The organism is Rhizobium herbae, assembly GCF_017873135.1.
Lineage (GTDB): Bacteria > Pseudomonadota > Alphaproteobacteria > Rhizobiales > Rhizobiaceae > Pararhizobium > Pararhizobium herbae.
Genome location: NZ_JAGGJV010000002.1, coordinates 522,500 through 535,180 on the forward strand (window position 1 = coordinate 522,500; position 12,681 = coordinate 535,180).

The 12,681-nt window shown below is 62.4% G+C and carries 13 protein-coding genes and 1 pseudogene; 11 read left to right on the top strand and 3 right to left on the bottom strand.

Annotated features, from left to right (window positions below; all coding sequences use genetic code 11):
• The 4 genes from J2Z75_RS07830 (at position 1) to J2Z75_RS07845 (ending at position 4,319) form a co-directional block, all read left to right on the top strand.
• Positions 1–1,035, top strand: a complete 1,035-nt coding sequence (locus J2Z75_RS07830; protein WP_209850089.1) for a proline racemase family protein — start codon at positions 1–3, stop codon at positions 1,033–1,035.
• Between the two features lie 9 nt (positions 1,036–1,044).
• Positions 1,045–1,803, top strand: a complete 759-nt coding sequence (locus J2Z75_RS07835) for an SDR family NAD(P)-dependent oxidoreductase (RefSeq protein WP_112858610.1) — start codon at positions 1,045–1,047, stop codon at positions 1,801–1,803.
• A gap of 17 nt (positions 1,804–1,820) precedes the next feature.
• Positions 1,821–2,576, top strand: coding sequence for an SDR family NAD(P)-dependent oxidoreductase (locus J2Z75_RS07840; RefSeq protein WP_209850092.1), 756 nt, complete (start codon positions 1,821–1,823; stop codon positions 2,574–2,576).
• Between the two features lie 504 nt (positions 2,577–3,080).
• A complete protein-coding gene (locus J2Z75_RS07845) occupies positions 3,081–4,319 on the top strand; it encodes an adenylate/guanylate cyclase domain-containing protein (RefSeq protein WP_209850096.1) in 1,239 nt (412 codons plus the stop codon).
• 289 nt (positions 4,320–4,608) lie between these two features.
• Here J2Z75_RS07845 and J2Z75_RS07850 read toward each other — a convergent pair whose 3' ends face one another.
• Entirely contained in the window at positions 4,609–5,325 is a 717-nt protein-coding gene (locus tag J2Z75_RS07850) for an SDR family NAD(P)-dependent oxidoreductase (protein WP_209850099.1), read from the bottom strand.
• 203 nt (positions 5,326–5,528) lie between these two features.
• Between J2Z75_RS07850 and J2Z75_RS07855 the strand changes: the two genes are divergently transcribed.
• The 3 genes and pseudogenes from J2Z75_RS07855 to J2Z75_RS07860 all read left to right on the top strand — a co-directional run bounded on the left by J2Z75_RS07855 (position 5,529) and on the right by J2Z75_RS07860 (position 7,824).
• On the top strand, positions 5,529–6,437 hold the full coding sequence (locus tag J2Z75_RS07855) for an AraC family transcriptional regulator (protein ID WP_209850102.1): 909 nt from the start codon (positions 5,529–5,531) through the stop codon (positions 6,435–6,437).
• A gap of 1 nt (position 6,438) precedes the next feature.
• Positions 6,439–6,573: pseudogene (locus tag J2Z75_RS29670) on the top strand (aldo/keto reductase); the annotation flags it as partial.
• A gap of 99 nt (positions 6,574–6,672) precedes the next feature.
• Positions 6,673–7,824 (top strand): GAF domain-containing sensor histidine kinase, encoded by a 1,152-nt coding sequence (locus tag J2Z75_RS07860; RefSeq protein ID WP_209850104.1) that lies wholly within the window; start codon positions 6,673–6,675, stop codon positions 7,822–7,824.
• A gap of 28 nt (positions 7,825–7,852) precedes the next feature.
• Here J2Z75_RS07860 and J2Z75_RS07865 read toward each other — a convergent pair whose 3' ends face one another.
• Positions 7,853–8,212 (bottom strand): DUF805 domain-containing protein, encoded by a 360-nt coding sequence (locus J2Z75_RS07865; protein WP_209850107.1) that lies wholly within the window; start codon positions 8,210–8,212, stop codon positions 7,853–7,855.
• A 3-nt stretch (positions 8,213–8,215) separates the two neighbouring features.
• Entirely contained in the window at positions 8,216–9,073 is an 858-nt protein-coding gene (gene dapD, locus J2Z75_RS07870) for a 2,3,4,5-tetrahydropyridine-2,6-dicarboxylate N-succinyltransferase (RefSeq protein ID WP_209850109.1), read from the bottom strand.
• Between the two features lie 207 nt (positions 9,074–9,280).
• On the opposite strand from dapD, the gene J2Z75_RS07875 reads away from it, so the two are divergent.
• The 4 genes from J2Z75_RS07875 to J2Z75_RS07890 all read left to right on the top strand — a co-directional run bounded on the left by J2Z75_RS07875 (position 9,281) and on the right by J2Z75_RS07890 (position 12,641).
• On the top strand, positions 9,281–10,180 hold the full coding sequence (locus J2Z75_RS07875; RefSeq protein WP_209850111.1) for an LOG family protein: 900 nt from the start codon (positions 9,281–9,283) through the stop codon (positions 10,178–10,180).
• 90 nt (positions 10,181–10,270) lie between these two features.
• On the top strand, positions 10,271–10,705 hold the full coding sequence (locus tag J2Z75_RS07880) for a pyridoxamine 5'-phosphate oxidase family protein (protein WP_209850112.1): 435 nt from the start codon (positions 10,271–10,273) through the stop codon (positions 10,703–10,705).
• Positions 10,706–10,788: 83 nt separating this feature from the next.
• Positions 10,789–11,193 (top strand): hypothetical protein, encoded by a 405-nt coding sequence (locus J2Z75_RS07885; RefSeq protein WP_209850115.1) that lies wholly within the window; start codon positions 10,789–10,791, stop codon positions 11,191–11,193.
• 62 nt (positions 11,194–11,255) lie between these two features.
• A complete protein-coding gene (locus tag J2Z75_RS07890) occupies positions 11,256–12,641 on the top strand; it encodes a PepSY-associated TM helix domain-containing protein (RefSeq protein WP_209850117.1) in 1,386 nt (461 codons plus the stop codon).
• Positions 12,642–12,681: the final 40 nt, after the last annotated feature.

Genomic DNA, 12,681 nt, shown 5'->3' on the forward strand with positions numbered 1-12,681 from the left:
ATGCGTTTCGAAAGATCTCTCGAACTGCTTCTTGTCCACTGCCAGGGCGAACTTGGCCACGTCCTCGTCAGCGGCGCTCCCGACATTCCAGGCGCCACGATGCTCGACAAGATGAACCACATCAACACGGTCGATGACAGCCTGCGTCGCTTCGTCACCTTCGAGCCGCGCGCAAACGTCGCCATGTCAGTGAACCTGCTGGTTCCGCCGGCGCGTGCGGATGCTGATGCCGGCTTCATCGTGCTACAGGCGGACCGGGCGCACCCGATGTCGGGAAGCAATTGCATCTGCGTCGTGACCGCGCTTCTCGAAAGCGGGCGTGTTCCCATGCAGGAGCCGGAAACGACGGTTCGACTGGATACGCCCGCCGGACTGATCGTCGCCCGCGCACGCTGCGAGAACGGGCGCTGCCTTGCCGTCAGTCTCGACAATGTGCCGAGCTTTGCCGAGCTTCTCGACCACGAAATCGGTACCCCGTTCTGGGGTCGCATCAAGGTCGATGTGGCGTTCGGCGGCGTCTACTACGCGCTGGTGGATGTCGGGCAAATCGGACTTCGCATCGACCCGGCAAACGCGCGCGCTCTTGCTGAAGCCGGTATCGAGCTCAAACGCCTTCTGGCGGACAAGATCGAGGTTAGGCATCCCACGTTGCCCGGCGTCGATGAGATTGCCTATGTCATGTTCCGGGACCTGGAGCCGGACGGAGCGATCCGAACGTGCACGACGTTGCAACCGGGGCGGGTCGATCGTTCTCCTTGCGGGACCGGCAGTTCGGCCAACCTGGCGGCACTCTTTGCCCGAGGCCTTGTAAAAGTGGGCGACAAGCGCACGTCTCGCTCCATCATCGGGGGAGAATTCCAGGCTGAGGCGATCGGCGAAACTGATGTCGCGGGAAGACGGGCCGTTTTGCCGAGGATAACCGGCCGTGGTTATATCTATGGCCACACCGAGCTGCGGCTGTCGGATGACGACCCGTTTGCGCAGGGATTTGCGCTTTCCGATACCTGGGGGTCGCAGGTCGGCCTTCTGAAGTGAGGTGAACAGATGAGCCAATCGCTCGATGGACAGTCTATCCTTGTCACCGGCGCATCAGGCGGCATTGGCGCCGCGATCGTTGAACGCCTGGCATCTGAAGGTGCCAGACCCATCATCCACTACGGCCGTGATCGCGATGGAGCGGAAGCATTGCTGTCGCGCATTGGCGGACACGGCTTCATCGTGCAGGCCGATCTGTCTGCTCCCGAAGGCGCCTTTCAGCTTTGGCAAAAAACCGTTGATGCCGCCGGACGGATGCACGGTGTTGTCAACAATGCCGGAATCCGCACCGAGATTTCCATAGAAGCGTCTCCGGACGATTGGAAAGCCGCCTGGCAGAAGGAATTCCAGATCAATTTCTTCGCTGCGGCCGATCTTTGCAAGGAAGCGATCCGCCATTTCAAGGCGCATGGCGGCGGCCGGATCGTCAACATGGCAAGCCGCGCCGGACAGCGCGGTTATGCGGCGGACGCGATGCCCTATGGAGCGAGCAAGGCGGCACTCGTGAACCTGACGAAATCCATCGCTCGCAGCTTTGGCGCAGATGGGGTGACAGCCGTTGCGATCGCGCCCGGTTGGGTCCGCACGGACATGGCGGAAGAGTTCATCGCGACGCACGGCAAGGCCGCGGCTGTCGCCGATATCCCAATCGGAGAAATGGCCAGCCCGGAAGAGGTGGCGGAACTCGTCGCATTCGTGCTGCGCCCGTCGCAGGCATCCCTGAACGGGGCGACGCTTGACGTCAACGGCGGAAGCTACATTCGATAGAACAGAGGAAGATTGTCATGAAGCGGTTTGAAAACAAGGTTGCCATCGTCACGGGAGCCGGCGGCGGCATAGGGTCGGCAATCGCGTGCCGGCTGGCTGCCGAAGGCGCTCTCGTTGTTGTCACCGATGTGAATGCGGAAGCAGCAGCGCAGGTTGTCAGCGGCATCGAGGCGGAAGGTGGTGCGGCTGCGGCAATTCCGGCGGATATTTCGAAGAAGGAAGCCTGCTTCCGCTTGATCGAGGAAGCTCACGGCCTGAACGGCCGTATCGATGTTCTCGTCAACAACGCAGGCATCAACCGGCGCGGAAATCTTTTGTCTCTTTCCGACGAGGACTGGGACATCAGCTTCACCGTCAACCTCGACGCGATGTTCCATCTCTGCCGGGCGACCATTCCCCATATGATCACTGCTGGCGGCGGCGCGATTGTAAACACGGCTTCGCAGTGGGGTCTCTATCCGGCGCCGAACCACATCGCCTACAACACCACGAAGGCTGCCGTCGCCGCCTTCACCCAGAACCTCGCCCGCGACTATGCTCCCGACAAGATCCGCGTCAACGCCGTGTGCCCCGGCGAGATCCACACGCCCATGCTGGAAGCAGGCGTCACACGATCCGGACGAACAATCGCCGATCTCGACAAGCTCGTGCCCTTCGGGCGCATCGGCAAACCCGAGGAAGTCGCAGCTCTCGTTGCTTTCCTCGCATCGGATGAGGCAGCTTTCATGTGCGGATCGCTTGTCGAAATTACGGGCGCGCAGGCTGTTGCGTAGCGGCGGCTCGCGGCGCTGTCCCACGGACTTTTAGCAGGCTCGGAATTTGGTCGCATACTACGAGCGGGGGTCATTACGTCCGGAACGCGCCCGCCATCTTGGCCATATAGATAAAGTTCGCCTCGACCCAGAAGCGGATATGGAGGTGACTGCGCTGATGGTCTCGGTCGCGCCAGTTCTGACTTTCCCACCAGCCACAGCGAAGGTCGCGATAAGACCTCCTTCAGTTCGCAACAACCAGATCGACGCATAGGCGACGGTACCAAATCCACCGTGATAGGAGAGCAGGCTTGGGATGGATCACACTGCCTGCCTCCATCGATGTTTGCGTAGCTGCCGCACAGTCCACGCTCGATGAGATAACCCGCAAGGCAGGCAAGCGATGACCGTCGTCGGCGTCTGGGCAACCAAAACTTCTCGTCCTGCATTGACCCTGGCAACATTCACTAGCCCAGCAGTGCAATTCGGCTTCTTACCTGCGGACGATGCCGCTATGATCGGGTCATGGATACCCGTGACTGCAACGAGATCGCCGCGTGGTTGGCCGAGGCCGGCCTGCTGGGGATTCGAGACGAGGCCTCGCTGACGCAGGCATTCTGCGAACGATGCGTCGAGGCCGGACTGCCGCTAGGCAAAGTCTTCGTGATGATCGACACGCTTCATCCGATGTATGAGGCGCGCGCGTTTTTTTGGGACGAGGATCCCGAAAACAATTTCCGCGAAGAAGAACATGTCGGCAGTCGTGATCCGGAAGGTGCGGGTCAGCGGTCGCGTAGCCCCTTCCTGCAAATGCTGCGTCGGCGCGAGACCTCGCTGCGCTGCCGGCTGGAGCACGGCGAAACCCACGGCTATCCAGCGATCCAGGAATTGTGTGACGCTGGTCAGACTGACTATCTGGCATTCGTCTACCGCACGCGGCAGGCAGTACGAGTCGAAGATGTCGATGCATTCTATGCGCGTTTCACCACGGCTCGGCCGGGCGGATTCAGCGACGTTGATGTGGCCTGCCTGGCGCAACTTACGCCTCACCTCGGCCTCGCCATCAGGTCCGCTGCACAGACCCGGCTGACGAAGACGCTCGCGGAAGCATATCTCGGTCGCGATGCCGGCCGGCGTGTGCTCAGCGGCGCGATTCGACATGATGCTGTGAGGCGTATCCGGGCCGTGCTCTGGTATTCGGACATCACCGGCTACACCCATCTCTCCGAGTCCGTGCAGGTCGATCAGTTGATCCCTCTGATCAACGACTATGCGGAGGCGGTGATTGGGGCGGTCAGGTCGGCCGGCGGTGATGTCCTGAAGCTGATCGGAGACGGTGTGCTGGCGATATTTACGAGTTCCCGGCCGGAATATGCGTGCCGAGCGGCCGTTGACGCGGAGCACGATCTACGGCTGCGGCTCGGCCAGCTTGCACGCCGCCGCAAAACAGAGGGCCTACCTGTCGCCGACATCCATCTCGGTCTGCATGCGGGCGATGTATTCTACGGCAACATCGGCACACCCGACCGGCTCGATTTCACTGTGGTTGGCCAAGCAGTCAATGAAGTAAGCCGCATCAGCGACATGTGCCAATCCACAGGGCGAAACATGCTCTGCTCCTCGGAGTTCGCCGACCTCCTGCTGGGGGCGGAACGAGACAAGCTCGTTTCCGTCGGGCGATTTGCGTTGAAAGGCGTTGGAAAAGCCAAGGAATTGTTCACGCTCGATCCAAGCCTTGCAGCCGCGGATACGACATCGAAATGAGGGCCTCTCGCCGGCGGGCATCTGTGGCGAGGCATTGATGGGGCAAGACCTGTCGCTGCGTCTGGCCGCCTGTATGAATACGCTTCCGCTTAGACAGGGCATGCCCGTATTGGAGATCGGATGCGGCTGCAGCCCGCGACTCGTGGCGAGCCTTGAACGTCCGCTTGATCAGAACCGAGACCAAAAGCTGACAATCCGCACACGGCCCCAAAATTGTCACCCGTCCAGGCCGAGGCCAACGACCGCCTCTAGCGCAAACTCGCCCTTCATGAACCTTTGCAGCCCCCCTTCACCACCCGCGCCAGCCGGCCGAGGCGACCAGTTCGTTGCGGATGAAGGCGATGTCGTCGGAGGCGGCGAGGGTGCCGGCTCCGGTGAGCCTGCCGCGGCGGCGCAGGGTCGTCAGGCCGGCAATGCGCCGTGGCATTGTCCCGGGGACGTCGGGTTCGTAAAGGTCTTCCGCGTCAAAGCTTGCCGGGTCGACCGAGACGACGCGGATTCCGCGCGCGGCGAATTCGCGGGCAAGGCCGAGCGTCAGCATATCGATGGCGCCCTTGATAGTGGAATGCGCCTCCTCATTCGATGTGGCATTGCCCGTCGCGCTCATATTGATGATGATGCCGCCCTTGTTGCCGAACTGCCGGGCGGCTTCCTGGCACATCAGGAAGGTGCCGAAGACATTGACGGCGAATGCCCGGTGCGGATCCGCCGGCTCGACCCGGAAGATGCCGGCATTGTTGACGACGATGTCGGGCCTGCCGAAAATCTCGTCGGTGGCGCGGAAGATGCGCCTGACGTCCTGCGATTTCGAAACATCGCCCTGGACGGCAATGGCCCGGCCGCCGTGCCTGACGATATCGGCCGCGATACGAGCGGCGCCCTCCATGTCCGCCGCGTCGTTGACCACGACGGCAGCGCCTTCGCCGGCAAGGCGGCCGGCGATCCGCGCCGTCGGCCCGTTGGACACTCCGGTGACGATAGCGATTTTTCCGGTCAATCTGGTCATGGGGCTCTTCCTTGATTCGCCGGACCGCGTTCGTCCGATGAGCCGATCATGCAACGGATACGTGTCCGGGTGTTACAGCGATCCTCCGAGATTTATATGCGATCCTGCAAATTTCGGTATCACCGCATTCCCCAGGCGACAATTTCGGGGTAGCGTCGAAACTGCCGGAAACACCGGCGGAAACCGGGAAGCCTTATCGTTCCATGCAAGATCAATCCGAGAGATTCGCGGAAATCGCCTCGATCATTTCACGGCACGTGTCCGGAACGGGGATGTTCGAAACCGCCATCGAAAACCTGTTCTTCGGGCGCCAGACCGCGCCGACGAACCCGGTGCATCTGGCCCATCGCCCGGCCTTCGCCCTCATCGCCCAGGGCGAAAAAAGCGTGACGCTGGGGCAGGATGTCTATCGCTATGGGGTCGGCGATTGTGTTGTGGTGTCGTTCGACCTGCCGGTCATCTCCCGGGTCAGCGTCGCCAGTCCGCAGACGCCGCATCTGGGTCTTGGCATGATGATCAATCCCGACCGGCTGCGCGAGGTACTGCAGCGGATCGCCGTTCCATCCGTCGCGGCAACGGCCGACGGCATGCGGGGGCTTGCCGTCCACAAGGCGTCGCCGGCGCTCGTGGATGCGACGCTCCGCTATCTCAGGCTCCTTGATACTCCGAACGATATTGCCGGGCTTGCCCCTCTCGTCGAGCAGGAAATTCTCTATCATCTTCTGACGGGGCCTTACGGACCCCGGCTGATCCAGATCGCCACGGCAGACAGTCCCGGAAACCGGGTCGCCAAGGCGATCGCCTGGCTGCGGGAAAACTATGCCTTGCCGTTGCGCATCGAGGACCTGGCCGAACATGTCGGCATGAGCGTGTCCTCGCTGCATCATCACTTCAAGGCGGTCGCCGCGATGACGCCGATGCAATATCAGAAGCAGCTCCGGCTCAACGAGGCGAGGCGCCTGATGCTGGTCGAGAACATCGACGCCGGAACCGCCGGGCATCGGGTCGGCTACCAGAGCCCGTCCCAGTTCGGGCTGGAATATACCCGTCTCTACGGTCTGTCGCCGCTGCGCGACGTCGCCGCGCTCAGGACCCAGGTGGCGGCCGAGTAACGCCCCGAGGGTGGAACAGTTGGAGGAAAACCGGAAGCTCGACGCGCTCAGCGCGCTGCCGCCGGAATATCCGGGCTGGATGCTGGAGCGGCAGGGTGCAGCCCGGCGTCCGCAGCCGTTCAAGCCCAAGCTATGATGCCGCATGAGGGGGCCTTTTCAACCGGAAGGCTTGCATCACCGTCGTATTCCGCCGACAAGGAAACCTGCCTGAACATTGTCAGCTGAAAGTGACGCATTGACCGACAACCCCGCCGCCGCCATCGATGCCATCACGCAGATCAGTGCCGTACCGACCATTCTCGACGTGGTCTGCAAGACGACCGGCATGCGTTTTGCGGCGGTGGCGCGGGTGACAGTGGATCGCTGGATCGCCTGCAGCGTTCGCGACGAGATCGCCTTCGGCCTGGAGCCGGGCGGCGAATTGAAGATCGAGACGACGATCTGCAACGAGATCCGGGATCACCGCCAGGCTGTCATCATCGACAATGTTGCCGAGGATCCGGCCTATGCCAACCACCACACGCCGGCGATCTATGGGTTGCAGAGCTATATTTCCATGCCGATCACGCTGGCCGACGGCTCCTTCTTCGGCACGCTCTGCGCCATCGACACGGTGCCGCGCACGCTGAACACGCCGGAAACCGTCGGCATGTTCCAGCTGTTTGCCAATCTGATCGCCTTCCATCTCGACGCCCAGCAGCGCATCGACCAGGAGCGGCAGGCAAGCGAGCTGCGCGAGCAGTTCATCGCCGTGCTCGGCCATGATCTGCGCAATCCGCTGGCGTCGCTGGATGCCGGCACGCGCATGCTGCTGCGCTCGGTGGAGGACGACAAGGGTAAGACGGTGCTTGCACTGATGCGGAGCAGCATCGCGCGCATGTCGGGCCTGATCGACAACGTGCTCGATTTCGCCCGCGGCAGGCTCGGCGGCGGTATCGCCGTGGAGCAGGCGAGCCGGGTGCCGCTCAAGCCGGTGATGGAGCAGGTGATCGGGGAGCTGAGGATGGCCAATCCGGGACGGCGGATCGACGCCGACCTGACGGAAGCGCTGGTGCGCTGCGACGAGGGCCGCATCGGGCAGTTGCTGTCGAACCTGCTTGCCAATGCCCTGACCCATGGCGATCCCGAAGCGCCGATCCGGGTGCGATCGACCATTGCGGGCGACCGCTTCGAGCTGTCGGTAGCGAATGCCGGCGAGCCGATCCCGCAGGCGGTGGTCAAGGACCTCTTCAAGCCTTTCGTGCGCGCTTCGGCCAAGGCCAACCTGCAGGGGCTGGGTCTCGGACTTTACATCGCCTCGGAAATCGCCAAGGCGCACAAGGGTCAGCTGACGGTCATTTCGGCACCCGAGGAGACCTGCTTCACCTTTCGCATGCCGCAACAATGAACCGGCGCTGCGCTTTATCCCGCTGGCTCTAGCGGCGGTCGCCGTTCACGCCGTCGTCGCCCGGCCAGAGGCAGAGCGCGATGAAGATGACGGGGCTGAGCACGGGTATGAACAGGCAGATGGCGAGATGGCCGGGATAGCCGATATCGTGCAGCCGCTTGATGGTCAGCATGACGATCGATGCGGTGGAGACGAGGCCGGTCACCACCAGCGCCAATGTCCACAGAGCCAGGGCAAGATCATTTTCCTGATGCGCCAACATGCGCGTCAGAACGAAGCCGCCGATGGCGGCCCAGAACAGCCAGCCGAGAAAATAGGGCCGGCGACTGAGGCGGCCGGAGGGGCTGAAGAACAGCCAGGACATGCTTTGCTGCCCCTCCGTCGCCATCGATCAGTCCCGCAGCAGTTCGTTGATGCCGGTCTTCGAGCGGGTCTTCTCGTCGACGCGCTTGACGATGACGGCGCAGTAGAGGTTCGGCGCGGGCAGGCCGTTCGGCATGGTGGCGCCCGAACCCATCGAGCCGGCGACGACGACGGAATAGGGCGGCACTTCGCCATAGGTCACTTCGCCGGTGGCGCGGTCGACGATCTTGGTGGACTTGCCGATGAACACGCCCATGCCGAGCACCGAGCCCTCGCGCACGATGCAGCCTTCGACCACCTCGGAGCGGGCGCCGATGAAGCAGTTGTCCTCGATGATCGTCGGGCCGGCCTGCATCGGCTCCAGCACGCCGCCGATGCCGACGCCGCCGGACAGGTGCACATGCTTGCCGATCTGGGCGCAGGAACCGACCGTCGCCCAGGTGTCGACCATGGTGCCTTCGCCGACATAGGCGCCGAGATTGACGAAGGACGGCATCAGGATGGCGTTCGGGGCGATATAGGCGGACCGGCGGACGACCGCATTCGGCACGGCGCGGAAGCCGGCCTCGCGGAACTGGTTTTCGCCCCAGCCCTCGAACTTCGACGGCACCTTGTCCCACCAGGTCGACTGGCCCGAACCGCCCTTGACCACTTCCATGTCGTTGAGGCGGAAGGACAAGAGAACGGCCTTCTTCAGCCACTGATTGACGGTCCAGTTGCCGTCTTCGCCGCGCTCCGCCACGCGCACCTTGCCAGCGTCGAGCAGATCGAGCGCGGTATCCACCGCATCGCGGATCTCGCCCTTGGTGTTGATGGTCACGGTATCGCGGTTGTCGAAAGCGGTGTCGATGGTCTTCGACAGGGAAGCGAGATCAGGGGTCGTCATCGGAATTCCTTAAACTTCGGCGTCTATCGTAATCTGCTCTAGAGCATGATCCCGAAAAATTGAAGTGATTTTCGGTTGCGGTCGGCACGGGATGAAGGTGTATGTCACGCGATGGCTGCGGGTGATTTGATCCGTAGCGCGGGATGACATGGGAAGGAGCATCCGGCAGCGATGAAGAGCGGCCGGTTTGCGGCAGGAAAGTTTGACATGGCACGTGTGAAGAAGACGAATTTGCGGCGCAAGGACGGGGTCTGGGATCCGCTGGTCGATAGCGAGCAGGCAAAACACCGGGCGGCGGGCGTCCCGCAGACACCGCAATCGATGTCGCCCTCCTACAGGCTCGCCTATACCGACGACGATTTTTTGACGCGCGAGGAACTGCGCCCGGTCCGGCTGCAGCTGGAACTCCTGAAACCCGACATGATCCTGACCGAGCGCGGGATCACATCGACGGTGGTGATGTTCGGCGGCGCCCGCATTCCCGAACCGGGCGGCGACGCCTGGGCGGCGAAGAACGAGACGCAGCGCAAGAACCTGACGGCCGCCTCGATCTACTACGAGGAAGCGCGGAAATTCTCCCGGCTGTGCTCGCTGCATTCGGCGCAGTCCGGCTACAAGGAATATGTCGTCACCACCGGCGGCGGGCCGGGCGTGATGGAGGCGGGCAACCGGGGTGCGGCCGAAATCGGCGCGCCGTCGATCGGCCTCAACATCGTGCTGCCGCACGAGCAGGCGCCGAACCGCTATGTGACGCCGGAGCTCTCGTTCAACTTCCACTATTTCGCCATCCGCAAGATGCATTTCCTGCTGCGCGCCAAGGCCGTCGTGGTGTTTCCCGGCGGCTTCGGCACGCTCGACGAATTGTTCGAGACGATCACGCTGATGCAGACCGGCCGCATGGCGCTGGTGCCGCTGATCCTGTTCGGCGAGAAATTCTGGCGCAAGATCATCGATTTCGAAGCGCTCGCCGAGTTCGGCACCATCGCCCCGAACGACGTCGATCTGCTCCAGTTCGTCGAAACGGCCGATGAAGCCTGGGAGATCATCGCGAGATTCTACGAGACGGTCGACCCGGCTGCGGTGCCTGTGGCTTCCGGCGCACGGTAAGTGCCTGCTGTTCTTTGATTGGTCAGACGCGCCTGAACCAAATCGCTTCAGGCGCGTTCCTCAGTTCATTCGCGAACATAGGAGCTGACCATGAGCGAGAAGAGCCTTTCCGAAGTTGCCCAGAAAATGCGCGATATCGATATCGCCATGCTATCGACGCATACGGATGGCGGTGCGATTGCTGCACGGCCGATGAGCAACAATGGCGAAGTCGATTACGACGGCGATTCCTATTATTTCACCTGGGAAAAGTCGCGCATGGTTGATGACATCAAGAAGAATTCGAAGGTGGGACTATCCTTTCTGGGAAAGAAAGCTTTTTCGATCGCCGTGGAGGGAGAAGCCGACGTGATCAAGGACAAGGAAGCCTTCAAGGAGCGCTGGACGCCGGATCTCGGCGATTGGTTCAAGGACGGCATCGACACCAAGGGTATGGTGATGATTAAGGTCAGCGCTGTGCGGGCGCATTACTGGGACGGCGAGGACGAGGGCGAAGTCAAGCTGACAGGCAAGCGGCGTCATTGACCATTTGGCGCACGATGCTGCGAAGTCTCCAACCGGCTTTGTGTCGCAGTGACAGACGGCCGCGGTTGTGGCAATGAGCCGCCATGAAAACCCTGCGGCTTGTCCTGAGAGATAGAGTGTCGGCCGGCGCCATCGCGGTGCTGGTCGGCGCCATGCTTTTGATGCAGGGGCTTCTGGGCGGTATCGCTCAGGGGACGATGGCGAGCGCCGCCGTCGATCCGTTCAATATCCTGTGCGTCTCGCATGATAGCAGCCTTGGACAGCGCTTGCCGGGAGACGGCCCGGTCAAGGCCGGACACGATCTTTGCGCCACGCTCTGCCAGCTTGCGGCAGGCTCCACACCCGTTTTGCCCGGCCGGTCCGCCGATGTCGCTTCGCCTGCCTTGCATGAGGTGGCCGAGGCCTATTTCACTCCTGAAGGCACGCCCCGCGCTGTCCTGCGCAGTTTCTTCGCCGAAGCCAGGGCTCCTCCTTTCCTCTCCGCATGACGTCGTAAGTCACGGCCGCTCGCCAGGCGACGGTCGATCGTTTCGCTTATCCGGAGAATCCCATGTCCGATTTTACCATCGGCCGCGCGAACGGCGCCGTTGCCGTGCGTTCCTCGTCCGACCTCTACCGCGCCGTCTGGCGCTGGCATTTCTATGCGGGCCTGCTCGTCCTGCCCTTTCTGATCACGCTGGCGATAACCGGCGCGCTCTACCTGTTCAGGGACGAGATCGATGGGGCCGTTTATGCCGACCTGAAGCGCGTCGAAATTCAAGAGAATGTGGCAAGGGCCGCACCTTCGGCGATGGTGGCGGCGGCGCTTGCCGCCTATCCCGGTACCGCCGTCAAATTCACGGACCCCGTTTCGCCGGGTTCGTCCGCCGAAATCACCGTGACGACGCCGGCAAATGGAAAACTGGCTGTCTATGTGAACCCCTATGACGGCAAGGTGTTGGGATCGCTGCCGGATCGCGGCACCATCATGTGGACCATCCGCACCCTGCACAGCCTGAAATATTTCGGTTCTTTCGCACGCTCGCTGATCGAGATCGCGGGCGGCTGGTCGATCCTGCTGGTCGCCACCGGCATCTATCTGTGGTGGCCGCGCAGCCAGACTGGCGGTGTCATGAGCATTCGCGGCACGCCGAAACGCCGCGTCTTCTGGCGCGACACCCATGCGGTGACCGGCATCGTCGTCGGATTCTTCATCGTCTTTCTCGCCGTCACCGGCATGCCCTGGTCCGGCGTCTGGGGCGCCAAGGTCAACGAATGGGCCAATGGCAGCAATTTCGGCTATCCCGTCGGCGTGCGCACCGCCGTGCCGATGTCCGACGAACATCTCGACCATATTGCCAAGACGTCGTGGTCGCTGGAACAGGCACAGGTGCCGCAGTCGTCAGGACATGGTGGTGTCGCGATCGGCCTCGATCAGGCTGTCGCCACCTTCGACAAGCTTGGCCTGCATCGCGGTTATGCCGTGAATATCCCGGCGACCCCGAGCGGCGTCTATACCGGCTCGGTCTATCCCGACGATCTCTCACAGCAACGGGTGGTGCATCTGGACCAGTACAGCGGCAAGCCCTTGATCGACATGAGCTACGCGGATTATGGCCCGCTCGGCAAGGCGCTGGAATGGGGGATCAACGTCCATATGGGGCAGGAGTTCGGGCTTGCCAATCAGCTTGTCCTGCTCGCTGCCTGCGTGGCCATCGTCCTGCTGGCGGTTTCGGCCGGTATCATGTGGTGGAAGCGCCGGCCAAAGGGCTCGCTCGGCGTGCCGCCGATGCCGGCCGACAGACGGGTGTTTCGCGGCCTGATCGCGCTTCTGGCGATCGGCGGAATTCTCTTCCCGCTCGTCGGCCTCTCGCTCGTCGTGATGCTGGCGCTGGACTGGACCTATCCGCGCTTCCGCCGTGCGATCCGTTTTGCGCCACCGGCGGCGGACGTGTGAGGCAAAGACTTTTCGCCTCCCTCGATACGAGGGAGGCGAC